The organism is Psychromicrobium ferritrahens, from assembly GCF_043789415.1.
In the GTDB taxonomy this organism is placed as follows: Bacteria; Actinomycetota; Actinomycetes; order Actinomycetales; family Micrococcaceae; genus Renibacterium.
The window spans coordinates 893684-917882 of sequence record NZ_JBDLLW010000001.1; the positions used below are offsets into that span (position 1 = coordinate 893684).

Annotated in this window: 20 protein-coding genes; 9 read left to right on the plus strand and 11 right to left on the minus strand. The window is 60.0% G+C overall.

What is annotated here, in order from left to right; translation table 11 throughout:
* Positions 1-129: 129 nt before the first annotated feature.
* A complete protein-coding gene (gene ychF / locus ABDK06_RS04155) occupies positions 130-1215 on the minus strand; it encodes a redox-regulated ATPase YchF (RefSeq protein WP_394939208.1) in 1086 nt (361 codons plus the stop codon).
* A gap of 221 nt (positions 1216-1436) precedes the next feature.
* On the opposite strand from ychF, the gene ABDK06_RS04160 reads away from it, so the two are divergent.
* Positions 1437-2573: a DNA recombination protein RmuC gene (locus ABDK06_RS04160; RefSeq protein WP_394939210.1), complete on the plus strand. Its 1137-nt coding sequence runs from the start codon at positions 1437-1439 to the stop codon at positions 2571-2573.
* Between the two features lie 13 nt (positions 2574-2586).
* Here the strand turns inward: ABDK06_RS04160 and ABDK06_RS04165 are convergent, their stop codons facing one another.
* On the minus strand, positions 2587-3672 hold the full coding sequence (locus ABDK06_RS04165) for a 4-hydroxy-3-methylbut-2-enyl diphosphate reductase (protein WP_394939212.1): 1086 nt from the start codon (positions 3670-3672) through the stop codon (positions 2587-2589).
* Positions 3673-3744: 72 nt separating this feature from the next.
* Positions 3745-4575 carry a hypothetical protein gene (locus ABDK06_RS04170; RefSeq protein ID WP_394939214.1) on the minus strand — a complete coding sequence of 277 codons (831 nt, stop codon included), beginning with the start codon at positions 4573-4575 and terminating at the stop codon, positions 3745-3747.
* Positions 4576-4742: 167 nt separating this feature from the next.
* Between ABDK06_RS04170 and xseA the strand changes: the two genes are divergently transcribed.
* Both xseA and ABDK06_RS04180 read left to right on the plus strand, forming a co-directional pair.
* Complete coding sequence (xseA, locus tag ABDK06_RS04175; protein WP_394939216.1) at positions 4743-6056, plus strand: exodeoxyribonuclease VII large subunit; 1314 nt, start codon at positions 4743-4745, stop codon at positions 6054-6056.
* Positions 6053-6277, plus strand: a complete 225-nt coding sequence (locus ABDK06_RS04180; RefSeq protein ID WP_394939218.1) for an exodeoxyribonuclease VII small subunit — start codon at positions 6053-6055, stop codon at positions 6275-6277. The genes xseA and ABDK06_RS04180 overlap by 4 nt, the downstream gene beginning before the upstream one ends.
* 52 nt (positions 6278-6329) lie before the next feature.
* Here the strand turns inward: ABDK06_RS04180 and ABDK06_RS04185 are convergent, their stop codons facing one another.
* From ABDK06_RS04185 to ABDK06_RS04210, 6 genes are all read right to left on the minus strand, one after another.
* On the minus strand, positions 6330-7184 hold the full coding sequence (locus ABDK06_RS04185) for a polyphosphate kinase 2 family protein (protein WP_394939220.1): 855 nt from the start codon (positions 7182-7184) through the stop codon (positions 6330-6332).
* Between the two features lie 69 nt (positions 7185-7253).
* Positions 7254-8471 carry a pyridoxal phosphate-dependent aminotransferase gene (locus ABDK06_RS04190; RefSeq protein WP_394939222.1) on the minus strand — a complete coding sequence of 406 codons (1218 nt, stop codon included), beginning with the start codon at positions 8469-8471 and terminating at the stop codon, positions 7254-7256.
* A gap of 158 nt (positions 8472-8629) precedes the next feature.
* Positions 8630-9583 (minus strand): ABC transporter substrate-binding protein, encoded by a 954-nt coding sequence (locus ABDK06_RS04195; protein WP_394939224.1) that lies wholly within the window; start codon positions 9581-9583, stop codon positions 8630-8632.
* Positions 9580-10347, minus strand: a complete 768-nt coding sequence (locus ABDK06_RS04200) for an ABC transporter permease (RefSeq protein WP_394939226.1) — start codon at positions 10345-10347, stop codon at positions 9580-9582. The genes ABDK06_RS04195 and ABDK06_RS04200 overlap by 4 nt, the downstream gene beginning before the upstream one ends.
* Before the next feature lie 8 nt (positions 10348-10355).
* Entirely contained in the window at positions 10356-11045 is a 690-nt protein-coding gene (locus ABDK06_RS04205) for an ABC transporter permease (RefSeq protein ID WP_394939229.1), read from the minus strand.
* 1 nt (position 11046) lies between these two features.
* Positions 11047-12114 (minus strand): ABC transporter ATP-binding protein, encoded by a 1068-nt coding sequence (locus tag ABDK06_RS04210; RefSeq protein ID WP_394940794.1) that lies wholly within the window; start codon positions 12112-12114, stop codon positions 11047-11049.
* 331 nt (positions 12115-12445) lie between these two features.
* On the opposite strand from ABDK06_RS04210, the gene ABDK06_RS04215 reads away from it, so the two are divergent.
* From ABDK06_RS04215 to ABDK06_RS04240, 6 genes are all read left to right on the plus strand, one after another.
* Complete coding sequence (locus ABDK06_RS04215; protein ID WP_394939231.1) at positions 12446-13366, plus strand: aldose 1-epimerase family protein; 921 nt, start codon at positions 12446-12448, stop codon at positions 13364-13366.
* A gap of 185 nt (positions 13367-13551) precedes the next feature.
* Positions 13552-14622, plus strand: a complete 1071-nt coding sequence (locus ABDK06_RS04220; protein ID WP_394939233.1) for an ABC transporter substrate-binding protein — start codon at positions 13552-13554, stop codon at positions 14620-14622.
* Positions 14623-14692: 70 nt separating this feature from the next.
* Complete coding sequence (locus ABDK06_RS04225; protein WP_394939235.1) at positions 14693-16282, plus strand: sugar ABC transporter ATP-binding protein; 1590 nt, start codon at positions 14693-14695, stop codon at positions 16280-16282.
* Complete coding sequence (locus tag ABDK06_RS04230) at positions 16266-17240, plus strand: ABC transporter permease (protein WP_394939237.1); 975 nt, start codon at positions 16266-16268, stop codon at positions 17238-17240. The genes ABDK06_RS04225 and ABDK06_RS04230 overlap by 17 nt, the downstream gene beginning before the upstream one ends.
* A complete protein-coding gene (locus tag ABDK06_RS04235; protein WP_394939239.1) occupies positions 17237-18238 on the plus strand; it encodes an ABC transporter permease in 1002 nt (333 codons plus the stop codon). The genes ABDK06_RS04230 and ABDK06_RS04235 overlap by 4 nt, the downstream gene beginning before the upstream one ends.
* Before the next feature lie 227 nt (positions 18239-18465).
* The gene (locus ABDK06_RS04240; RefSeq protein WP_394939241.1) at positions 18466-22422 is read left to right on the plus strand and encodes a LamG-like jellyroll fold domain-containing protein; all 3957 of its coding nucleotides are present in this window, start codon (positions 18466-18468) and stop codon (positions 22420-22422) included.
* Between the two features lie 77 nt (positions 22423-22499).
* On the opposite strand, the gene rsgA is transcribed toward ABDK06_RS04240, so the two are convergent.
* Positions 22500-23555 carry a ribosome small subunit-dependent GTPase A gene (rsgA, locus tag ABDK06_RS04245; protein ID WP_394939243.1) on the minus strand — a complete coding sequence of 352 codons (1056 nt, stop codon included), beginning with the start codon at positions 23553-23555 and terminating at the stop codon, positions 22500-22502.
* Positions 23556-23706: 151 nt separating this feature from the next.
* Complete coding sequence (locus tag ABDK06_RS04250; protein WP_394939245.1) at positions 23707-24180, minus strand: NUDIX hydrolase; 474 nt, start codon at positions 24178-24180, stop codon at positions 23707-23709.
* Between the last annotated feature and the right edge of the window lie 19 nt (positions 24181-24199).

The window sequence follows — 24199 nt, forward strand, 5'->3', positions numbered from 1 at the left end:
TGCTGCAAAGCTGATGTCTCTTGTGATTTCTCCGAAAAATACTCAATTCCAGGAGCCAATCCGGAGATCCTAAGCCAAAACCTACTATCCAAAACTTAGTTGGCCAAAGGAACGTTCCCCTGCAGGTTGCTAGACGTTAAACCTGAACTCCACCACGTCGCCGTCGGCCATTACATAGTCCTTGCCTTCGATCCGGACCTTGCCTTTGGCTTTGGCCTCGGCCATCGAGCCAGCTTCCACCAGGTCCTCGAAGTGCACCACCTCGGCCTTGATGAATCCTCGTTGAAAATCGGTGTGGATGACGCCGGCCGCCACCGGAGCGGTATCGCCCTGGCGAATCGTCCAGGCTCGGGCCTCTTTGGGACCCGCCGTCAGGTAGGTCTGCAAGCCGAGGGTGTGGAAACCCACCCTGGCAAGTTGGTCGAGGCCCGATTCTTCCTGGCCGTTCATCTCAAGCATCTCCCGGGCCTCTTCCTCGGAGAGCTCGACCAGATCGGCTTCCAATTTGGCATCCAGGAAGATCGCGTCAGCGGGTTCCACCAGGGCCCGCAGCTCGGCTTGCCGCTCGGGGTTGCCCAGCACGGCGTCGTCGACATTGAAGACGTAGATGAAAGGCTTCGCGGTGAGCAGGCTGAGCTCTTTCAAGTACTCCAGTTCCAGCTTGTCACTGGCCACCGAGGAGAAAATGGTATCTCCGCGTTCCAGAACCTGCTGGGCAGCCTGCACCGCGGCGAGTTCCGCAGCTTCCTTCTGCTTGAGCTTGACCGCCTTCTCCAAGCGGGGCAAAGCCTTCTCAATGGTCTGCAGATCGGCCAGAATCAGTTCCGTATTGATGGTCTCCATATCGGAACGCGGATCGACTTTGCCGTCAACGTGGACCACATCCGGATCGTCGAACACCCGGATCACCTGGGCGATCGCCTCCGCTTCACGGATATTGGCCAGGAACTGGTTCCCCAGACCTTCCCCCTCGCTGGCACCCTTGACGATGCCCGCGATATCGACGAAAGACACCACAGCGGGCAGCAACCGTGCTGAACCGAACAGCTCGGCAAGCTTGCCGAGCCGGGGATCCGGAAGGTTGACGACGCCGACATTGGGCTCGATGGTGGCGAACGGATAGTTCGCCGCGAGCACGTTATTGCGGGTCAGCGCATTGAAAAGGGTTGATTTGCCGACATTAGGCAGTCCGACAATGCCAATAGTAAGAGCCACGGGAACTAAGTTTAGCGGCAGGTGCCTAGCAGTGAGGAACGAACTAGCTACCCCACCCCACCGAATCACCGTTTCACTGGGCTGGAACGGCTTAGCCCACTGAATGCGCCGATTCAGTGGGCAGAGCTCACGACTCACGGCTCAGCTCCCACTCCACCCGCATCACGGACAAACCACAACCCCTGCAACCTTTTGTCGGTGCCTCGTGCAAAGCTGAGCTTATGGACGGAATTCTTCTCGGCGTGCTGATCGGTTTGGCGGTAGGGATGGTCTGCGCCTATCTGCTCTTACGACGTCGCCAGCAACAGTTACAGGAAGATCTCACCGAGACTTCAGCCCGGCTGAACGAGGCGAATGCGGCTCTGGCCGCGGCGGAGGCAGAATCCCGGCTGCTGACCGCACAGAGCCAACAGGACTCCTCGGTCTTGCGCGCGCTCAGCCCGGTCGCCGAAAAGCTCAGCGATGTGCAACGCCAGGTGGCTCTCCTGGAACGCGACCGGATGGAACAGTACGGCCAATTGGCCCAGCAGCTCAAAGACGCCAAGGCCTCTGATGCCCTGCTGCTACAGACCACTCAGTCCCTAGCGTCCACCCTACGATCCACGAGCGCCCGCGGCCGCTGGGGCGAGGTGCAGTTACGCAGGGTGGTCGAATCCGCGGGCCTGCTGAGCCACGTCGATTTCACGGAGCAAGTCCAGCAACTCGCTGAACACGGAATGCAGCGCCCGGACATGGTGGTCAGGCTTCCGGGCGGCAAGGAACTGGTGCTGGACGCCAAGGTGCCGTTGAGCGCTTTTCTGGAGGCCCAAGAAACTGACGATGAAGCTGCCACCGCGAGCGCGCTGTCACGCCATGCCAAGGCGGTGCGAGTCCACATCGATGCATTGGCCGGCAAAAGATACTGGAACGGTTCCTCAACCAGCCCGGAGGTGGTGATCTGCTTCCTACCCGCCGAATCGATTCTGTCCGTGGCCTTGAACGCCGATGCCCAGCTGCTGGACTATGCGCTCAGCAAGGGGGTCGTGCTGGCCTCACCGGTGAGCTTGCTCGCGGTGCTGAAAGCGGTAGCTTTCTCCTGGCGGCAAGACGTGCTGACCGAAAGCGCCAAAGAACTCTTCGAAACCTCGAACCAGCTCTACGAACGGCTCTCTAAATTAGGTGAGCACGTTGAGAAGCTGGGTGGCTCGATCAGGTCATCAGTGGATAAATACAACGCCCTGGTCGGCTCCTTGGAGAGCCGGGTGCTGCCCACCGCTCGAAAACTCAACAGCCTGGACCCCGAGAAGTTACCGGATCCGCAGGCGATTCCGCAGCAGCCTCGTTCACTCAGCGCTCCCGAGCTCCTCGAAAGACCTTAGAGTGACGGAAACGTCAGTTCTGCGGCCGTGCGCCGCGACCGCCAAGCGCCCTGGAAGAATCCCCCGCCTGTTTCAGGGTGGCGCGCAGTTCCTTGGGCAAGGAGAAGAGCAGATCTTCCTCGGCGGTCACCACTTCCTCCACGGTGCCGTAGCCGTAGTCGGATAGCAGCGCGAGTACATCCTTGACCAAGACCTCAGGGACCGATGCCCCGGAAGTAACTCCGACGGTGGACACCCCTTCGAACCAGGACTCATCGACCTGATTGGCGAAGTCCACCCGGTAGGAGGCTTTCGCACCGTACTCCAGGGCCACTTCGACGAGCCGAACCGAGTTCGAGGAATTCGCCGAACCCACCACGATCACCAAATCGGCCTGCGGAGCGATCTTCTTGATCGCCACCTGGCGATTGGTGGTGGCATAGCAGATATCGTCGCTCGGCGGGTCTTGCAGAGTGGGGAACCGGTCCTTGAGCAGACGCACGGTTTCCATTGTCTCGTCGACGCTCAGGGTGGTCTGTGAAAGCCAGATCACCTTCTCGGGGTCACGCACCGTGACTTGATCGACTTCGTGCGGGCCATTGATGATCTGGATATGCTCCGGAGCCTCCCCCGAGGTGCCTTCGACTTCCTCGTGACCCTCGTGCCCGATCAGCAGGATGTCGAAGTCATCGCGCGCAAAGCGCACCGCTTCCCGGTGGACCTTGGTGACCAGGGGGCAGGTCGCGTCGATGGTTCGCAGGCCTCGATCAGCCGCAGATTGCACGACGGCGGGCGAAACCCCGTGAGCCGAGAAGATCACCAGAGCGCCTTCGGGAACCTCGTCGTTCTCTTCGACGAAGATGGCGCCCTTGGATTCCAGCGATGAGACGACGTGCACATTGTGAACGATCTGCTTGCGCACATACACCGGTGCGCCATAGTGCTCCAGAGCCTTTTCGACGGCGATCACGGCCCGGTCAACACCGGCGCAGTACCCGCGCGGAGCAGCCAACAGGACCTTTTTCTGCACGCTGACCGGAGCCGCCGCTTCGATCTCCTCTGGACTGCGACGCTTACGAGGGATGGCTGGCATCGGTACGGACACTGCGGTGCTGGTCATTCTTCTATTCTACGTCCAGCCCTCTAAACGGTCTCACCGCGCAGCCCCTTGTCAGATCTTCGCCCTCAGAGCTCAGCGTCGGCGAGTCGCTACCCTGCCGCTCAGCCCGATCAACAGCAGCGCACCCGCGGCGATGGCTCCGACCAGGATCCACACATCGAAGCTGCCCCCGGCCACCCCGACGTATTCCTGTTTGAAGAGATCCGCGACCGGATTACCACCCGAGGAATTCAGCACGCTCTGCGACACCAGGTTGAGCAGCACCTTCCAGGCCGCGACAATCACCAGACCGCCCAGGCCTAGTAGAGCGAGAGTGGTTGATCTGCGACGCGCGATCAAGAGTGCCAGAGCCGCAGCCAAACCGGCTCCGATAGCTCCCCAGGCCCCCAGCGGAGCGAGTTCTCGCAAATGTACCAGCACCTCTCGCTGGCTCTTGGTGCCCAGAGTGATCAACACCTGAGCCGGGCTTTGGACTTGCTGACCCAGGCTGCTGCCGACCTTCTTGAGCACGAGCTGCAACAGCGGGGCGACGTCAAGATTCAGCACCCCCTGGTCATTTGCATTGGCCGCCGGATTGACCAGCGTCAGTTCATGGCTACGCCGCAAGGTCTCTGCCCAGGCCGCCGGATACTCGGGATCGCTGGCGAGATCTTTCACCGCGCTTTCAATCAACGGGGCCGCTGCAGTCACCAGCCCGGGAACGGCGTCCAGCTTAGAAGTAGCAGTTTTCGCGGTCGCTGCGGCCAGGGCGGCTTGGAACTTGGGATCATTGCCCAGGGGCGTGGCCATCGCGAGGAAGCCGTCTTGATTGATCACCGTTCGCTCAGCCCAAATAGCCGGGACCGAGACTCCCGCCAGGACCAAGGCCACTACCGCGGCAGCGGCAGAGAAGAAGCTGCGCATATGTCTCCTGTAGGTTATTCGAGCCAACTTTAGCGAGCTGTCCTGTGCAACCGCCAAGAGAAGACTGGACGATTCTCGCATAGTTTGTCTGTTGGCTTGGGTAGGCTGTTATCGACCAGTAGTGAGCAGCAGGAGTTCAATCACGGCCGAGAGAGGTGGAACCAGCAATGAGCGAGGAGCTGTCAGCAGCAAGCCCGGAATCCAGCTCGGTTCCCGCAACCGCCGCCGAAACCAGCGCAGACCGGCCCTGGCCGCTTCGATTGCTCTCCGAGAAACTCAAGGCACATATCGATCGAGCTCCCGCTGCCTGGGTTGAGGGGCAGATCATCGAATTGAATCGCCGGGCTAATGTCAGTTATCTGACCTTACGGGACATCGATGCGGAAATCTCACTGAGCGTTACTCTCTTCGGTTCAACCTTGGATTCGCTGGAGGTTCCGCTGGAGAAAGGGGCGCGTGTAGTCGCCCAGCTGAAACCCGATTTTTGGCTGAAAACCGGCAGGTTATCGATGCAGGGCAAGCACATCCGGGCGGTCGGCCTCGGCGAGCTACTGGCCCGGATCGAGGCATTGCGACAAGCCCTGGCGGCGGAGGGACTATTCGCCGCCGAACGGAAGAAGAAGCTGCCGCTGCTCCCCCAGCGAATCGGGTTGATCACCGGCCGAGATTCAGATGCTATGAAAGACGTCTTGCGCAATGCCGCGTTACGCTGGCCTGCCGTGCAGTTCGAAGTTCGAGAGGTCCCGGTGCAGGGCGTCAACTCGGTCGCCCAGATCATCGGCGCGCTGGCCGAGCTCGACCCCGATCCGCGAATCGATGTGATCGTGATCGCTCGCGGCGGCGGTTCCCTGGAGGATCTGCTCGGTTTCAGCCATGAATCCTTGGTGCGTGCGGTTTCGGCCGCGCAAACCCCGGTGGTGAGCGCGATCGGGCACGAAGCGGACCGCCCTTTACTCGATGAGGTGGCCGATCTGCGGGCTTCGACGCCCACCGATGCTGCCAAGAGAATTGTGCCCGATCTGCGGGAAGAGCTGGACGGTGTGCAGCGAATGAGGAACCAGCTCCGTCGGGGCATCGAGCTTCTCGCGGATCGGGAACGCGAGCGGCTAGCCCAGCTCCGCTCCCGCCCGGTACTGGCGAATCCAGATGGCATGATCACGGTCAGGGCGGAGGATCTGAGGCGACTGCAGGATCGAGCTTTTAGCTCGATCTCCCTGATGACGACGCGGCACCGTGACTCGCTGTCACACCTTTTGGCCCAGGTGCGTTCACTGTCACCGCAGAAGACCCTGGACCGGGGCTACGCTGTCGTTCAGCTCGACGACGGTCGGGTGCTACGTTCGGCAGCCGATGCCCCACCCGGCACGGCCCTGAAGATCCGGCTGGCTCAAGGAATGCTAGGCGCGGAGTCAACTAAGCAGTTGAAGGACGGCGTAGCAGCCGCCAACCCGGAAAGCCGAGGAAAGACGGAACGAATATGACAAACCAAGACGATATTGCAGAACTGAGTTATGAACAGGCCCGTGAAGAACTGGTCTCCGTCGTGGCGCAGTTAGAAGCCGGTGGTGCGAGTCTTGAGGATTCGCTTGCACTCTGGGAACGCGGCGAAGCTCTGGCGTCCCGCTGCGAGCAATGGCTGGATGGCGTGCAACAGCGACTCGATACCGCTAAAGCCAGGGCCCAGAGCGGCGACTCTGCATAAGGCCACCGGCCAAAGGCCCCAGAAAGCAACGAGGCCCAGAAAGCAACGAGGCCTAGGAAGCAGCTAGGCGTTTCTTCTCTGTCGCGAGATCGAAATCGCCCTTCGGCCAGTCGAGCTTCATGGATTCAAAGGCGTCGATGAGCAGCTCCTGAACCGCCAACCGGGCGTACCACTTCTTATCCGCGGGAACCACGTACCACGGTGCAGTCTCGGTCGAGGTCTGTTCGAAGGCCTTCTGATAGGCCTCCATGTATTGTGGCCAGAAAGCCCGCTCGGTGAGATCTCCGGGGCTGTATTTCCAGTGCTTGATCGGATCAGCGAGCCTGGCGCTGAGCCGCTCTTTCTGAGTTTCCGGGCTGATCTGCAGCATGACCTTGACGATCTTAGTTCCGGCTTCGTTCAGGCCTGCCTCGAAGTCGTTGATAGCCGCATAGCGCCGGGTCAGTTCTGCCTCATCCGCCCAGCCGTGCACCCGGTGGATCAGTACATCCTCGTAGTGCGAGCGATCAAAAACCCCCAACATGCCGTGCCGGGGAACTTCCTTCTGAATTCGCCAGAGGAAGTCGTGGCTCTTCTCTTCATCGGTGGGAGCCTTGAAAGCGTGCAATTGCACCCCCTGCGGGTCAACCGAACCCACCACGTGCGAGACGATGCCGCCCTTGCCCGCGGTGTCCATGGCTTGCAAGACGAGCAGCACGGATTTCTCCGCGCCGAATTTGCTCTCCGCGAAGAGCTGTTCCTGAAGCACCCCAAGCCGTCGCGCGCGATCCGCCAAAAGCTGCTCGGCGTCACGCTTTTTCCCGCTGAATCCGGGAGCTGCAGAGCTCTCCACCCGGTCGAGCTGAAAATCCTGCCCGACCACCAGCAAATCCCGGGGACTCTTCTTAAAGCCGTGTTTGGATGCCATGGTCGGCCCCTTCGTCAGACGTCGGTCACATCATCACAACCGTACTAGAAAGACCGGCTTCGCGCCCGATCAGGGTTTGTAATGGCTGAGGAACTCCCCGATCCGACCGATCGCTTCTTCCAGATCGGGCACACTGGGCAAAGTCACCAGCCGGAAGTGATCGGTGTTGATCCAGTTGAAGCCGCTGCCGTGCGAAAGCAGGATCTTCTGTTCCTGCAGGAGGTCGAGAATGAACTTCTCGTCGTCTTTGATCGGGTACATCTCCGGATCGAGTTTGGGGAACAGATAGAGCGCTCCCTTGGCCTGCCTGGTGGAGACCCCGGGGATCTGATTGAGCAAGCGATACGCGGTATCCCGCTGCTCGCGCAAGCGTCCGCCGGGCAGAATCAGATCGTTGATGCTCTGGTAGCCGCCGAGCGCCGTCTGAATCGCATGCTGACCAGGAACATTGGCGCACAACCGCATATTGGAGAGCAGATTGATGCCTTCCAGATAGTCGCTGGCCTTGGATTTAGGGCCGGAGATGGCCAGCCAGCCTGAACGATAACCGCAGACTCGGTAAGCCTTGGAGAGCCCGCTGAAGGTCAGACACAGCACATCGTCCTGAGCCGCCAGGGCGGTGTTGTAATGCACGGCATCGTCGTAGAGGATCTTCTCGTAGATCTCGTCGGAGAAAATCACCAGGCCGTGTTTGCGGGCGAGTTCCACCATCGCCTCCACGGTGGCCTGAGGGTAGACCGCACCGGTGGGATTATTCGGGTTGATGATCACCATGCCCCGTGTGCGAGGGGTGATTTTCGCTTCCAGGTCAGCGAGGTCGGGCTGCCAATCCTGCTCTTCATCGCAGAGGTAGTGCACGGGTCTCCCGCCGGAGAGACTGACGCAGGCGGTCCACAGCGGATAGTCAGGAGTGGGAATGAGCACTTCATCCCCGTCATTGAGCAGCGCTTGCAGGGACATCTGGATCAGCTCGCTGACTCCGTTGCCGAGATAGACATCATCGACGTGAATATTGTCGATGCCCCGGGTTTGGTAGTACTGCACGACGGCGGTGCGCGCCGAGAAGATCCCTCGCGAATCGCTGTACCCCTGCGCGGTGGGCAGATGCCGAATCATATCCACCAAAATCGCGTCCGGCGCTTCGAAACCGAAGGGCGCCGGGTTGCCGATGTTCAGCTTGAGAATCCGATGCCCCTCCGCCTCGAGTTGCTGCGCTCGTTGCAGGATGGGACCACGGATGTCATAACGAACGCTGGCGAGTTTCGAGGATTGCGAGAAATCTGACATTTCTCAAGAATGGCACATCAGCCGCCCGGATCAGCAACAAAAAGAGGAAAGGCACGCAGGCCAATACGCAATAAGTGGCGCCTGACCGACGTACCTTTCCTCTTCAAGTTCGTGGGGCTGCCGCAAAAGCACGAAAGCCCCACGTGCTCTAGCTCGTCTTACTTCACAATGCCTTTGTCCTTGAGCCACTGCTGAGCGGCGTCCTTGGGATCGAGCTTCTGATCGCCGGAGATCTGGCGGTTCAGATTGACCAGATCATCGGTGGTGAGAACTTTCGAGACATTGTTCAAGGCTTGCTTCGCAGCGTCCGAGAGCTTATCGGATTTGTACAGCGGGATCACCTGCTGAGCCAGGAAGTTGTTCTTCGGATCGCTCAGCACCACCAGGTTGTTGTCCTGAATCGCCGGACTGGTGGTGAAGATATCGGCCACCTGCACTTGATCTCCGATCAGGGCCTTGACCGTCAGCGGGCCACCACCATCGGTGATCGGCTGGAACTTGGAAGGCACGCAGTTGTACTTGCTCTTGAGCCCGGGCAGACCGTAATTACGGGCGGAGAACTCCGGAGGCGCGGCCAGGGCAACCTTGTCGCAGACCTTGGCCAGATCCTCAATGGAGCTGAGGTTGTACTTAGCCGCGGTTGCTTTGGTGACCACCAGGGCGTCCTTGTCCTCGGCAGCAGCCGGATCCAGTACGGCAAGGCCCTGGGGCGAAAGCTTCGCCGGCAGTGCCTTGACGATCTCGTCCTTGTCCGAAAGGGTGTTCTTGCTGTCCAGGTAGCCCAAGAGGTTACCGGTGTAGTCGGGGATCAAGTCGATCGAGCCGTCCTTGAGGCCGCCGACATACGCCTCACGTGAACCGATATTGAGTTTCGGTGTCACGGTCACCCCGGCGGCTTCGAGGGCTCCGGCATAAATCTGCGCGATCACTTGGCTCTCCGGGAAATTGGCGGATCCCACGGTCACCGTGCCGGAAGCTCCGCCGGATGCAGCCGAGGACGAAGAATTATTGAGAGGATTGCCGCCGCACCCGGTCAGCGTGAGGGCAGCTGCCATCAGCGCACCCGCTGGGAGCAAGGCGCGCCTGGCAAATGTCGATCCAGCTAGCTTCATGATGTTCCTCCTTGTACACCAACGGCTGTTCCGCCGCTGGCCTTTGATATCCCATTGCCCGAGTTCTGAGCAGTGGGTTGAGAGCTGACCCGCAAACCCGGCGAAACCGAGTAACGGGTCAGCAGAGCTAAGAGTCCGTCAATGAGGATCGCCACCACGGCGATCAGCACAGCGCCACCAAAAACCTGGCCGTAATCATTGGCACTCAATCCGTCGATCAGGTACCGGCCGAGGCCTCCGAGCGGCAAATACGCCACGACAGCAACAGTAGCGAGTACTTGCAACACCCCGCCACGGAACCCGCCGAGCATGACTTTCAGGCCGTTGGGCACCTCCACTCGGAACAGAATCTGCCACTCGGTCATTCCCATGCTCCGGGAGGCATCGACAATACCCTGGTTCACCGAGGAGATCCCTGCATAGACCCCGGTGAGCAGCGGTGGGATGGCCAGCAGCACGAGAGCCCAGATCGCGGGCATCAGACCCAGCGTGGAGAGCAAAGCGAACAGCGTGATCATGCCGAGCGTCGGCAAGGCCCGCAGCATCCCGGCAATCGAGACGATCACCACCCGGCCGTGTCCGGTGTGCCCGACGTAGAGACCGATCGGCACGGCGATGGCGAGCGAGATCACCAAGGTCAAAGCACTGTATCCGAGATGTTCCACCAGCCTGCTCGGAATGCCATCGGCGCCCTGCCAGTTCTGCGCGTCACCGAGCCATTGAATGCCCTGGCTGATCGGATCGTTCGTGGTGTATTCAGTCATCGCCAGCATCAGTGCACCACCGCCGTCTCCGGCTCCGCAGCCGGTATCGCTTTCTCCGGCCCGGCGACGCTGCGCAACCAGGGCGTCAGAAGACGCTGCAGCAAGACCAGAATGACGTCCATCAGCACCGCGAGCACCAGCGTGCCGATGATGCCCACCAGGATCTCCACCAAGAAATCTCGCTGCAGGCCGTCGGTGAAGTAGTAGCCCAGGTTCTTCACCCCGATCACCGCCCCAACGCTGACTAAGGCGATATTACTCACCGAGACCACGCGCAGACCGGCGAAAAGCACCGGGACTGAAAGCGGCAGATCCACCGCGAAGAACCGCGGCACTGCCTTGTAGCCGAGCGCCACAGCGGCCTGCCTCACGTCGTTATCGACTGAGTTCAGCGCGTCCACCGTGGTGCGCACCAGGAGCGCCACCGCGTAGATCGTCAGGGCCACGATGACATTGGTCTGGTCCAGGATCTGGGTGCCCAGCACGACCGGTAGCACCACGAAAAGCGCCAAGGAGGGAATGGTGTAGAGCAGTGATCCCAGCGACAGGATAATGCCGCGCGCGATGTTGCTGACCCGGGCCAGCTGGGCCAGCGGAATCGCAATGATGAGCCCCAGCACGAGGGGCAAGAGCGCCTGATAAAGATGCAATCCGGCGTTGCCGAGGATCGATCCTAGATTTGCAATGAACCAGGCCATCTCAACCCTCGCGAGCTATCCGGGCTTGTTCAATGGCCGCAAGCACCTCCGGTGCCTTCACCACACCACTGACCACGCCGTCGTCGTCAATGGTGACGCCGAGGCCAGCGGGAGAGGAGAGCGCCGCATCGAGGGCACTGCGCAGCGAGTCACCCTCGCGGAAGAGCGAGCCACCGGCCACTACTTCAGTCGGTCGTTTCGGTGAAAGCCAGCCCAGCGGGTGCCGCTCAGCCGACACCAGCAGGGTCCAGTCCGAGACTGGCTGCGCTTCGGTGAGGGTTTCCACCGGATGGATCTGCAACTGAGTTCCTTCGCTGAAGGAAAGGTGCCTGAAGCCTCGGTCGCGGCCGACGAAGCTGGCCACGAAATCATCCACCGGAGCCCGCAGGATCTCTTCCGGGGTGGCGTATTGCGCTAGATGTCCGCCGACCGCGAAGACGGCTACTTTATCGCCCAAGATGGTCGCTTCATCAATATCGTGGGTGACGAACACAATGGTCTTTGCCAGATCTCGCTGTAGCCGCAGCAGTTCTTCTTGAAGCTCAGCGCGCACCACCGGATCGACGGCGCTGAACGGTTCGTCCATCAACAGCACCGGCGGGTCGGCGGCCAAGGCTCTTGCCACGCCGACGCGCTGCTGCTGACCACCGGAGAGCTGGGCGGGGTAGCGCTTGGCGAAGGACTGCGAAAGCCCGACGACGTCGAGCAACTCGTGTGCCCGTGCTTCGGCTTTGGCTTTCGGAACTTTATTGAGCCTTAGCACGGTCGCCACATTGTCGATCACGGTGCGGTGCGGCAGCAGCCCTGAGGACTGCATGACGTAACCCATTGAGCGGCGGAGGGCCGGAGCCGGCACTCCCGAGATGTCCTGGCCATCAACCGTAATACGGCCCTCAGTAGGCTCGACCATTCGGTTGATCATCCGCAGTGAGGTGGTTTTGCCACAACCGGAAGGGCCGACGAAAACGGTGATCTCACCCTTGTCGATGGTCATCGAGAGATGATCAACGGCTGCTAATCCGCCCTGACCTGCTTGATAGCGTTTAGTGACGGAATCGAAAACGATCATCGGCTCAGGGGTAATTGCGGAGTGTGCTGGTGCCATGATGGTCCCTCACTGTAGGCGGCGCCGTCGTCATCGTTGGGCGGTCGAGCATTCTCTAGCCTTCTGGTCGGCTCTCACCGACGTTCTGTTGAGTCTAGCCAGCACCACCGACAATATGAAGTCTGCTCGGAGCCTGCCTTCGGTTTCCCGGCGCGTTGCCTGCGCCAGAACCGCGGAAAGCTGAGAATGTTTTCCCCTGTGTCCGGAGAAGTAGAATTATGACCCGGCCGAACCGGTAATCTATTGCCTGATCCGTTGCCTCCTTCCTGGGCGACTGTGCGAAAGGTGGTAACTCGTGAGCGTTCTTCCGGTGAGTGGAATTGATATCGAGCTTCGGTCGGGGCAGTATCACGCCGTCGTCGCTAGTGTGGGGGCGTCGCTGAGATCACTGAGCTTCGCCGATCGTCCACTGATCGTTTCCTATCGAGCCGAGGAACTCCGCCCGGTCTATCGCGGTGCGATCCTGGCTCCCTGGCCGAATAGGGTGATCGATGGTCGCTACAGTTTTCAGGGCAACCAGTATCAATTGCCGCTGAGCGAGCCTGGCCGAGGGCATGCGCTGCACGGCTTGGTCGCCTGGCAGGACTGGGATGTGGTGCTGCAAGAAGCTGGGCGGACCCGCTTGGAAACCGTGCTCGTCCCTCAGGAGGGCTATCCTTACCGCCTAAGCATCGCGGTTGAGTACTCACTGACGCCGCAGGGCTTGGACGTGATGATCGAGACCACCAACATTTCCGATCAGACCGCGCCCTACGGCGCCGGATCCCACCCATATCTGGTGGCGGGCGAAGGCGTCGTCGACGACTGGGAGCTGGAATTCGAAGCAGCCCAGCTGCAATTGGTCACCCCGGACAGGCTGATCCCTACTGAGATCGTTGAGATCGCTCCGGGTTCCCTGTTCGATTTTGCGTCGGCAAAGTCACTGCGCGGCATCGAGATCGATCACGCTTTCTCCGGATTTCCAGCAGACAAGGCCCCCAGCGCAACGGTGAAAGACCGCAATGGCGACGGCGTGAGAGTCAGCTGGGACGCAAAGTGCCCCTGGGTACAGATTCATACCGCAGATCTGCCCGATCCGCTCAAGAGCAGACGCGGCCTGGCGATTGAGCCGATGACCTGCCCTCCGGACGCTTTCAACTCCGGGCTTGATCTCATAGAGCTCCTCCCCGGGGCGAGCGATCAAACATCCTGGACGATCAGCGCTGTAGTCAGCTGAAGAGTCTGGCATTCCGGCACTTCCCGGCTGCAACGAGCCCTCATAGCCAACCGAGCCGAGAAGCGTTAAAGAACCTTTAGTAACAAATACCTCTTGCGTATTTGGTCGAAAATGAGCTATTTTGATCGAATAGTCCCTAGCTGTGGATTTCAGCTCAGAATCGACAAGGAAGTTGGTCCTCGCTCATGAAGCTCTCGCCTCGCCTATCACTTGGAGTGCTGGCCGGTCTGGCCACCATAGGGCTTGCCCTCACCGGGTGCACCAATACCGGCGCTCCCACGGGAGGCAGCTCCAATGCGGCACCGGCCACTCAGTCCGTCAAAGCGGCAACTGGACCGACGTGCAGTCTCTCCGACTACAAAGGTCCCAAGATCGATTTGAAGGACGCCGTGGTCGGATTCTCTCAGTCGGAAAAAGAAGACAACCCCTTCCGCATCGCGGAGACCCAGTCCATCACCGACGAAGCGGCGAAGATCGGGGTGAAGAAGCTGATCAAAACGAACGCTCAGTCCACCCTGTCGAAGCAGATCTCAGATATTCAGGATTTGATCTCTCAGGGCGCCCAGGTGCTGATCGTCGCTCCGCTCAATTCGAACGGCCTGGAACCGGCCCTCAAGACAGCGCGCGAAAAGAACATCCCGGTGCTCACCATCGATCGTCAGCTCAACGCCAAGGCGTGCTCCGATTACGTATCCTTCCTCGGTTCCGATTTCGTCTCGCAGGGTAAGCGAGCGGCGGATCAGTTGATCGCGGGCACCGGCGGCAAGGGGAACGTGGCGATCCTGCTGGGCTCTTCCGGTAATAGCGTGACCACTGATCGCACCAAGGGATTCATCGATCAGATCACCGCAAAAGCCCCTGATATCAAGATCGTCGCGCAGCAGACCGGTGAATTCGCCCGCGATAAGGGACAGTCCGTGACCGAGCAATTGCTCCAGGCCAACCCGAACATCAGCGCGATCTACGCAGAAAACGATGAGATGGGGCTCGGCGCTCAGGCAGCGGTCATCGCGGCCGGCAAGCAGCCGGGTAAGGACATTCAGATCTACTCAGTGGACGGCACTAAGAACGCGGTATCGCAGATCGTGGCCGGGGCGTATAACGGAGTCGTCGAATCCAATCCACGTTTCGGTCCGCTCGCCTTCTCCACCCTGAAGAGTTTCCTCTCCGGTGAGCCGGTGGGCCAGTCGATCGTGATTGAGGACTCTGAATACACTCCCGATAACGCAGCGAGCAAGGTCGATTCCGCCTACTGAGGATCAGCACGCATCCCCGGACAATCGTCCCTCCTCCCGTTATCGAGATACATAGTGGAAAGGCCCGCGCGTGACCCAGCAAGGATCAAGCGGCTCTCCGGCTGTGCCCGTTTTGCAGGCAGTCAAGGTCAGCAAAAGGTTTGCCGGAGTCACCGCCCTGGACTCCGTTGACTTCACCCTGCATGCGGGTGAGAGCCTCGCCCTGATGGGTGAGAACGGCGCCGGGAAGTCAACGCTGATCAAGCTGCTGACCGGGGTCTATCAACCCGATGAAGGGGAGCTGCGGTTGGCTGGCGAGACCGTGACCTTCAGCCAGCCGCTGCAAGCTCAGCGTTCAGGAATCTCGACCATCTACCAAGAGGTCAACCTGATTCCATTGATGTCAGTGGCACAGAATATCTATCTGGGTCGAGAGCCGAAAACCCGCTGGGGGCTGATCGACTTTCGCAAGATGAACCAGGACGCCGCAGCGCTGCTCGACGAGTACGGCATCCAGCTGGACGTCAGGAAGCCGCTGCGCGCGCTGGCCCTCGGAGCACAGCAGATGGTGGCTTTGGCCCGTGCTGTGAGCATCAATGCCAGAGTGGTGATCATGGACGAGCCGACGTCCTCACTGGAAGCCCGCGAGGTTGAAACACTGTTCCGGGTGATCGCCGCGCTGCGAGCCGAAGGCATCGCCATCGTCTATGTCAGCCACCGGATGGAGGAGATCTACCGGGTTTGTGAATCCGTCGCAGTGCTCAGGGACGGAAAATCAGTGCATTCCGGATCGCTATCGGCGCTCTCCCGGCTCGAGCTGATCTCGCTCATGCTGGGACGGGACGTTGCCCAGGTCAAACGCAAGGGTGCCACGTCTTTCAAGAACACCGAAGCCAGCGCAGCTCCGCCGGTGCTAGTAGCCAAAGGACTGAGCAGGAAGCATCAGATCAGCGATATGAATCTCAGCATCAGTCCCGGCGAGGTGCTCGGGCTGGGTGGCCTGCTCGGCTCGGGACGCTCCGAGACCCTCAAAGCACTCTCCGGAGTGATGCCGCTGGATCAGGGAGAGATCAGCGTCGCTGGAAAGCCATTGCGCAGCGGATCGATCCCGGCTGCCATCAAAAGCGGCGTCGTGATGGTCCCCGAAGACCGCAAGATCGAGGGGATCATCCCCTACCTCTCGGTCCGGGACAATATCGTCTTAGCCGCCTTGCCCCGGCTTTCCCGCTGGGGGTTCACCTCGCGACGCCGTCAGGACGCGGTGGTGAAGATCTTCATGGAACGCTTGCAGATCAAGGCCTCCAGCCCGGATCAGGTGGTCTCCGAACTCTCCGGTGGCAATCAGCAGAAGGTGATGATCGCCCGCTGGCTCGCGATGAGCCCGAAGGTGCTGCTCCTGGATGAGCCGACTCGAGGAATCGATGTCGGCGCAAAAGCCGAGGTGCAGAAGCTGATCGATGAACTCGCAGAGGAGGGCCTCGCCATTGTCCTGGTTTCCTCCGAGCTGGAAGAAGTAGTGGAGGGCTCGGCCCGCATCTTGGTGCTCAAAGATGGCCGAATAGAAACGGAACTGGTCGCCGAACAAGTGGATGAAGCGGTCTTAATGACCGCGCTGGCAGGCAATGTGGCTGGCAATTCATCATCGATCCCGGAAGGAACCCAGGATGAGCACTCAGACTAGCCGACTCCGCTCTGCCTCGCCGGTCAGACTGAACGCACTGGCTTTTCTGCAGAAATACGGCGTCTATCTCGCCATCCTGCTGCTTCTGCTGTTCAATCTGTGCTTCACTCAGAACTTCTTCTCGGTGGACAATATCCGCACCCAATTAGTCCAAGTGGTGCCGGTGCTGATCGTAGCGCTGGGAATGGCCTTGGTGATCGGGGCCGAGGGCATTGACCTTTCGGTTGGCGCAGTGATGGCCCTGGTTGCGGCGATCATCCCGCTCTACATCGGTTACGGTGCCCTGCCGGCGGCGATTTTCGCGCTGCTCGCCGGCTGCCTGATCGGCGCGATCAACGGAACCATGATCGCCCTGATCGGGGTGCAACCCATTGTGGCCACCCTGGCGCTCATGGTGGCAGGCCGCGGAATCGCGCTCCTGGTGGCCAATGAGCAGCTCCAGCCGGTAACCAATCCAGGAATCCTGGCCCTGGGCAGGGAGTCCCTGCTCGGCATCCCCTACAGTGTGCTGATCGCCCTGATACTCACGGTCTTCGTCATCTTCCTGGTCGGGAAAACCACCTTCGGAAAGCAACTCGTGGCGATCGGCGGGAACCGGGTCGCGGCACGCCGTGCCGGGCTGCCGGTGCGAAGGGTCCTGTTGACCACCTATATCCTGTGCGCCGGGCTGGCCGGGATCGCCGGGTTGATCGGCACCGCCCGGCTTGGCGCCTCGGTGCCCTCCACGCTGGGTAACCTGATCGAGCTCTCCGCGATCACCGCCGTCGTGATCGGCGGAACGCCGCTCAGCGGAGGTCAGATCAGGGTCGTCGGTACCGTAGCAGGGGCGCTCTTGCTGCAGATCATCAGTGCGACCTTGATCAAGCACAATGTCCCTGATTCCTATTCGCAAATAGCTCAGGCGGTCATTATTTTGCTCGCGGTCTACATTCAACGCGGAAAGGTCTTCGTCCGATGACACAGCTGGAGCTGGCCGATCCGGTGAGGACGCCGGAGAAAAAGTTCGGCAGGGAACGTCTCGCCGGTTTCGCGCAGAGCTACGGGGCCGCCATCGTGCTGGCGATCATGTTGGTGATCGGCAGTATCGTCTTCCCGGCTTTCCCGACCGCAACGAATTTCTCCAATATCGCCACTCAGTCCTCGTTCTTGCTGATCATCGCCGCTGGGATGACCATGGTGATCCTGACCGGCGGAATCGATCTCTCCGTCGGCTCAGTTTTCGCTCTCGGCGGGGTGCTGGCGGCTTACGGCAGCAGTGCTTTCGGCCTGCTCGGCGGTCTGCTGCTGCCGCTCCTGGTCTGCGGGGCTATCGGCGCTCTACAAGGCCTCCTCGTCGCCTATGCCCGGATGGCTCCTTTCATCGTTACGCTGGCCGGTCTGCTGGGGGTACGCGGGGTGGTTCTGGCGATCACCAATGGCGGCAAAGATACGCCTCTGATCGATGACGCGGCCTTCGTCGCGATCGGTCAGGGCGGGTTTCTCGGAATTCACTGGACCGTGGTCATCGCAGTGGCACTGATCGTGATCGGCAGCGTTCTGCTCTCCCGGCTGAGCGGCGCTCAGGGCCTGCTGGCGATCGGCGGCTCAGAGAATGCCGCAAGTCTGATGGGCTTACCGGTGAACCGAACTAAGTTCAGCGTCTATTTGATCAGTGGCCTCTGCGCGGGCTTTGCCGGTGCCCTGAATGCGAGCTATTCCTCTTCTGGAGTACCTACCGTGGGGGTCGGCTTGGAGCTGACCATCATCTCGGCAGTGGTAATCGGAGGCACTCTGCTGACCGGCGGAAAAGGGAATCTGATCGGCACCACGGCCGGTGTGCTGCTACTCGGCGTGATCCAGAATTTCATCAATCAGGTGGGCTCACTCAGTTCCTCGATCCAAGCTCTGGTCTCGGGAGGCTTCCTCGCAATCGTGGTGATCATCCAGACCATACTGGCCCGCACCCAGCGAATCTAACCGCAGATCAGGGCGTCTTGAAGCCTGGGAACTCAGTCACCGGCAGTGTTCCGCTACCGGTGACTGAGTGCTGGGCAGCACCCCTCGCAACCAGAGGTTCTAACGCCTTTAAAGTGCACTACTGCTTGTGAATTTCCATAGACAGAGCGAAAGTTTGCGAGATATTATGTTCCATTAGGTTCTATAGTGATTGATTTTGTTACTTTCACCTCACCAAGGATGTTGAGATGCACCTCAGAAAAAAACTTTCCCACCACGCATCTGCCACGAAGCAAGCCGGCCCAAAGAACTGGGGCCTTCCGCCATCCGTGAGCCGGACGACGTCGAAAGTCACGGCCGCTCTGGCCCTGCTGGGAATGATCGGATTAGCGATCGCCCCGGCCAGTTCAGCGGCCGAAACCGATGGTCTGTTCGCCGGTTATGCGCTGAACGAGACAGCGGGCACCTCGGTGGCCCAGAGCGTTCCCGGCGGCCCCGCGAACGGCACCCTGATCGGCAATGGCAGTTGGGGGAAGGGCGTCGACGGCGGAAACGCTGTGAGCCTCAAAGGCAGTGATAACGACTACGTCGGCTTGCCGTCCAATCTGATGTCGAATTTGACTGACTTCTCAGTCTCGATGTGGGTCAAACCGGATCGGCTGCTCCGCTGGCAGACCTTGTTCACCTCCGCGGTGAAACCCGCCAGCGGCAGCCCGACGACGTATTTCATCATGCATTCCAGCGCGGATCAGCCCGTTGGTTCCGGGGTGGGCGTGGTGCTCAAAACAGCTACCGGCAGCGAACAACGAGTATCCGCTGCGCACGCCGACGATCTCAAGGTCGGCGTCTGGTCGAATGTCTCCTTCACGCTGAGCGGCACCAAAGCGGCGCTCTACCTGGATGGCAGATTGGTAGGGACGAACGAGAACTTCTCGGCCACTCCCAAGGACATGGGGCTTACCGACGCAAATTATCTCGGCAAAGCCGTCTGGCCGGACCCTTCCCTGCAAGGAGGGATCGATGATTTCAGAATTTACAATCGCTCGTTGAGCGCGACGGAAGTAACCAACCTGATGAGCAATCACGGAAGTGAGAACGTGGAAGCAGATCTCAAGGTACTGAAGGATACCTATGGCTCATCCGTAGTCCGGACCACCTCGATGAACCTGCCTTCCACCACGGAGCGAGGCAGCGACATCTCCTGGGTGAGCTCCGACCCCGCCGTCGTTGAGCCTTCGGGCTTTATTCATCGACCCGCAGTAGGCCAGGCCGATGCAAAAGCAACTCTGACGGCAACCTTGAAACTCGGGCTCGAGACCCGGGTGTTCAGCTTCCAGGTCACGGTGAAGGCACTCACCGGCAATGAGACCTCGCAGTCCCCCGGTCTGCTGATCAGCACCGGGAGCAAAGGACTGGCTGATTCGGCGAATCTGAATTATCCGACCAACTCGGGGGTCTTTGCGGCTTTGGGAAACAACCTCGGCAGCATCAGCGCCTCAGGCCTGCTCACTCCGAAGTACTCAGAGGACTACACCTTCGAACTGCTGGCGAACAATGCTCAAAGCGGATCGGTGACCATTAACGGCGTCACCATCGTGCCGGGGAACCCGGTGAAGATCTCCGGGCTGATCGCACATCGGCCGGTTGCCGTCCAAGCCACCTTCGGAGCCTCGGTCACCGAATCTGGCGGCAACGACCGCTTTGTGCTGAATTGGTCCAGCCCGAGCCAGCAGCACTCGAGCGTTCCAAACAGCGCTTTCAGCTACCCGATTTCCAATGATGACCGGCTGCGCATTCTGGATCAGGGCAAAGCCATCCAGGTTCGACTGGACGGAGCGGTTCCCGGCAGCCTGACCAAGGACAATGTCAAGGTGCTCGTCGGCAATGACACGGCGAATCCGCTCGCGGTGACCGCGATCAGCACTGATCCTAAGGATTCCACGCTCTTGCGAGTCACCACGGCGGCCGCGGTCAATCCCCGCATCGCGCTCACCGTGATCCTGAGCGGCCCGGTCAGCACTACGGTCAACCGAATCGGAGACTTCTCAGCGCCGCTGTATTCGACGTGGGGTGAAGAAGTCTCCAAGCTGAGCGAGACGCAGCTCAACGGCAGCCACAAGCCCTATAAAGATGCCTACCCCCGGCCGCAGTTGCAACGCCAGCAGTGGGCGAACTTCAACGGCATCTGGGAATTCCAGGCCACCAGCAAGGACGCAGTCGTGCCCAGCGCGCAGAAGCTCAACGACACCATCGTGGTTCCCTACCCGATGGAATCGGCACTGTCCCGGATCGCGGATCACCATGACTACTCGCTCTACCGGAAGAACTTCAGCGTTGATTCCAGCTGGTGCATCGGCAAAGGAAATCGCTATTTCATCAATTTCGGCGCCGTAGATTTCGCCACCTGGATCTACGTCAATGGTCAGCGAGTCAAGCTTTCGGACACCTATACCAAAAACGGCACACCGATGCCGGACACCACTCCCTTGCACTCGGGGACTCCCAATAACGTCGGGGGCTACGCAGGTTTCAGCGTCGATGTCACCGATTATCTGAAGGGCCGCGGACCTCAGGAACTGGTACTCAAGGTCGAGGACACCACAGATCTCGAGGATCAGCAGGTCGGAAAGCAAAACACAATTGCCAATGGCATCGACTACACCACCGTTTCCGGAATCTGGCAGACGGTATGGGCGGAGCCGCGTCCGGAGAAGGCGGTGAATTATCTCGCGGTCACCCCTGAATTGAGCTTCGAGCAGACCTCAGGTGCCCTGAGCAAGGCCGCCGTGCAACTCACCGTTGCGGCCTCCGGTACGGCGACCAACGCCAGCGTCGAGGTGCTGGACAGCGCGGGGAAGCTCATTGCCAAGGCTCAAGGCAAGACCGGCCAGCAGCTCACCATCCCGGTGCCGAACGCTTTGCTGTGGTCGCCGTCGAACCCTTATCTCTATCAGCTCAAGGTCAGCACTCGCAACGATTCCGTGCACTCCTATTTCGCCTTGCGGAAGATCGAAGTCGGACAGGATCCCAGCGGTACCACCCGGGTGAAACTCAACGGCAAGCCCACTTTCATGGTCGGCACCTTGGACCAGGGCTGGTGGCCCGATGGGCTATACACCGCGCCTAGCCCTGAGGCACTCAAGTTCGATCTGAGCCAGCAAAAGGACATGGGATACAACATGATCCGCAAGCACATCAAGACCGAACCCGATCTGTGGTACGCCGATGCGGACGCGCTAGGGCTCTTGGTGCTCCAGGACATGCCGACCTCCCGCACTGGCAACAGCCTCACCCCGCTGGCAAAGATCCGTTATCTGGCTGAAGCTGAGCGCGTGGTGAAGGATCTCTCCTTCTTCCCCTCGATCGTGACCTGGGTGCCCTTCAATGAGGGTTGGGGTACGCCACCGAACGCAGAGGCAGCCGATATGGTGCGCATCATAGCGAGCTGGGATCCGAGTCGGTTGATCCTGCCGCACACCGGGCAGAACGTGGCTGGTCGCACCGACATCGGCTTCATCGGGGACGGCAAGGGGAACCCCATCAATGCTGGTGAACTTGTCGACCGGCATGAGTACTCGGGGCCGGCTCTGGGCCGCCCGGACGATCGGCGCGCCTTCATGGATGGCGAGCACGGCGGATACTCCTATTATGTTCCGGGTCACTCCTGGGAAAACCTCCGGGTGATCTACAGCCTGGCGACGGATATCACCGCGAGTATTGAGGCGAACAATAAGTCATTGCTCGATTACAACTCGCCGAAGTGCTATATGTCTGGCAGCGTCTACACTCAGACCACCGATGTGGAGCGCGAGATCAATGGTCTGATGACGTACGACCGGAGAGTGACGAAAATCGATATCGCTCGACTCAAAGCTTCGAATACCGCGATCCTCAAACAGTGCGACGCGACTTTCGTAGTGAATTCCGCCAGCGTGAGCCTGCAGCCCGACAAGGTGAAGGCTGGAAGCTCAACCCGTGTCACGCTCAAGGGCTTCCCTCCGGGAGAAAAGGTGACTCTCAGCCTCAGTGGTCCCGCGGGTCTGACGCCGCTGAAGACCGTCAGCTTCACACCGCAGTCACAATACGGCTGGCCGCTGTCGATTACCATCCCGTTCCGGACCGCTCCCGGCGAGTACCAAGTCCGGGCCATCGGCCAGCAATCACAGGCCGTTGCCAACACAGTGCTCACCGTACTGCGCCGTTAGCGGCAGAGCGGTGCTGTTCTCGCTGAGCCCCAGCGAGAACAGCACCGCCGCTGCTACGGCGTTGCTCAACTGAAGTTCTAGCCTCGGGTGCCTTGAATCTTCTTGAAGGATCGATACGCTCTGCCCGCAGCCCTTGATTCACCCCGCTGCTGAGCGACGTCCTTTCGCTTCGTCAGCCGCGCCATTTCCCGTTGCATTTTCTGATAGCTCTCCCAACGACGCAGTTCCAGTGCGCCTTCGGCTAACGCCTGCTGCACGGCGCAATCGGGTTCATAGCGGTGTTGGCAGTCCCTGAAGCGGCAGTTCTCGAAAAGCATTTCAATATCGCCGAAGACCTTAGTGACTCCTTCTCCGGCGTCCACCACCTCAAAACCGCGAACTCCCGGGGAGTCCATCAGCACCCCACCGCCTGGCAGCGGCAGCAGTTCTCTCGAAGTGGTGGTGTGCTTACCCTTGAAGTCACCCTCTCGGACTGCTCCGGTGTCCTGTACCCGGGTTCCGATCAGGGCATTGATCAGGCTCGACTTCCCCGCCCCTGAAGGTCCCAGAAAGGTCAAAGTGGCGCCGGCTGGGATCTGCTGCCGCAGAGCCTCTATTCCGTCGCCGTGCTCCGCGCTGGTGGTGATCACTTGAACCCCCGCGGCCTGCTCGAGCACTGCGGAGACGACGTCCTGATTGCCATTGATGCCGTCCGCCAGATCCGCTTTGGTCAGGATCACCACAGGAGTGGCCCCTGAATCCCAGGCGGCCACCAGCATGCGCTCCAGACGTCCTGGAGAATGCGGCCGGTCGATCGGCACCACGACGCCGATCAGATCCACGTTCGCAGCCAATACCTGCGACTCAGTGGATTGGTCAAAAGCCGCCTTGCGAACCAACTGTGAAGAGCGGGGCAGCACAAGATCGATGACGATCTCCCCCGATTCGGCTTGCTTGAGACCAAGCCAATCGCCAGTGGCACAGGAAAATGCTGGTTTGACCAGCATCAGGCCTCGAGCGGTGATGATCTGCAGATGGGAGCGATCCACCCGGACCACTCTGGCGGGCTCCAGCTGCGGAAAATGACGATAAAGCTCAGCGATACGGGGTGTAAAGCCATAGGAAAGAAGCTCGTCAGAGGACGAAGAATTCATTATTAAACCTCGGGGTCATGCCCCGCAGTGCGCAGCCTTAATGGCGCGTAGTGATCGAGGCAGAAGAATATGACGGGGATGAGTTCTGGGTGCATGCGCACACGCTGAATAAAGTCATCGTCTTCACCTCCTTCGATCACGGTTGAAGAAATCATAGCCGGAAATCGAGCAGCTTTCCATCATCGGGTTTTTGCAACCAGAGCTTGATCGCTATGTCAACCAGGGAAACTCGGTTGAGAGAAGCCACTTCCTCCAGCGGGATCCACGCCGCGTGCGTCGTGGTGCCGTCCTGCTCCGCTGTCAGCTCACCGCCGGTGATACTTGCCTGATAGAGGAAGCGCAAAGATTCAAAAGGTTTTTCCGAAGCCGCTGAAGCCTCTGCCCTCTCGTCCGTTGGCCAGAACATCACATCAATGCCCAGCATCCGGGTGACCCTGGCGTGGTATCCGGTCTCTTCGAAGACTTCCCTGATCGCTCCGTCCACCGGATGCTCGCCAAGGTCCAGCCCTCCCCCGGGCATCGTCCAGCCTTCCTGACCGTTCTCCGACCAGTAAGCCAGCAGAATCTGATGATCTTTGACGATGACGGCGTAAGCGGCTGGCCGGGTATCGAAACTCAGAGGCATGCTCCCAGCCTAGAGGACG

Coding starts and splice junctions, on each gene's coding strand:
- ABDK06_RS04195 (WP_394939224.1), bottom strand. CDS start 9,583: ATGAAGCTAGCTGGATCGACATTTGCCAGGCGCGCCTTGCTCCCAGCG.
- ABDK06_RS04165 (WP_394939212.1), bottom strand. CDS start 3,672: ATGACCAGCACCGCAGTGTCCGTACCGATGCCAGCCATCCCTCGTAAG.
- ABDK06_RS04235 (WP_394939239.1), top strand. CDS start 17,237: ATGACACAGCTGGAGCTGGCCGATCCGGTGAGGACGCCGGAGAAAAAG.
- ABDK06_RS04190 (WP_394939222.1), bottom strand. CDS start 8,471: ATGTCAGATTTCTCGCAATCCTCGAAACTCGCCAGCGTTCGTTATGAC.
- ABDK06_RS04220 (WP_394939233.1), top strand. CDS start 13,552: ATGAAGCTCTCGCCTCGCCTATCACTTGGAGTGCTGGCCGGTCTGGCC.
- ABDK06_RS04180 (WP_394939218.1), top strand. CDS start 6,053: ATGACAAACCAAGACGATATTGCAGAACTGAGTTATGAACAGGCCCGT.
- xseA (WP_394939216.1), top strand. CDS start 4,743: ATGAGCGAGGAGCTGTCAGCAGCAAGCCCGGAATCCAGCTCGGTTCCC.
- ABDK06_RS04170 (WP_394939214.1), bottom strand. CDS start 4,575: ATGCGCAGCTTCTTCTCTGCCGCTGCCGCGGTAGTGGCCTTGGTCCTG.
- ABDK06_RS04200 (WP_394939226.1), bottom strand. CDS start 10,347: ATGACTGAATACACCACGAACGATCCGATCAGCCAGGGCATTCAATGG.
- ABDK06_RS04240 (WP_394939241.1), top strand. CDS start 18,466: ATGCACCTCAGAAAAAAACTTTCCCACCACGCATCTGCCACGAAGCAA.
- ABDK06_RS04210 (WP_394940794.1), bottom strand. CDS start 12,114: ATGATCGTTTTCGATTCCGTCACTAAACGCTATCAAGCAGGTCAGGGC.
- ABDK06_RS04205 (WP_394939229.1), bottom strand. CDS start 11,045: ATGGCCTGGTTCATTGCAAATCTAGGATCGATCCTCGGCAACGCCGGA.
- ABDK06_RS04230 (WP_394939237.1), top strand. CDS start 16,266: ATGAGCACTCAGACTAGCCGACTCCGCTCTGCCTCGCCGGTCAGACTG.
- ABDK06_RS04250 (WP_394939245.1), bottom strand. CDS start 24,180: ATGCCTCTGAGTTTCGATACCCGGCCAGCCGCTTACGCCGTCATCGTC.
- rsgA (WP_394939243.1), bottom strand. CDS start 23,555: ATGAATTCTTCGTCCTCTGACGAGCTTCTTTCCTATGGCTTTACACCC.
- ABDK06_RS04160 (WP_394939210.1), top strand. CDS start 1,437: ATGGACGGAATTCTTCTCGGCGTGCTGATCGGTTTGGCGGTAGGGATG.
- ABDK06_RS04185 (WP_394939220.1), bottom strand. CDS start 7,184: ATGGCATCCAAACACGGCTTTAAGAAGAGTCCCCGGGATTTGCTGGTG.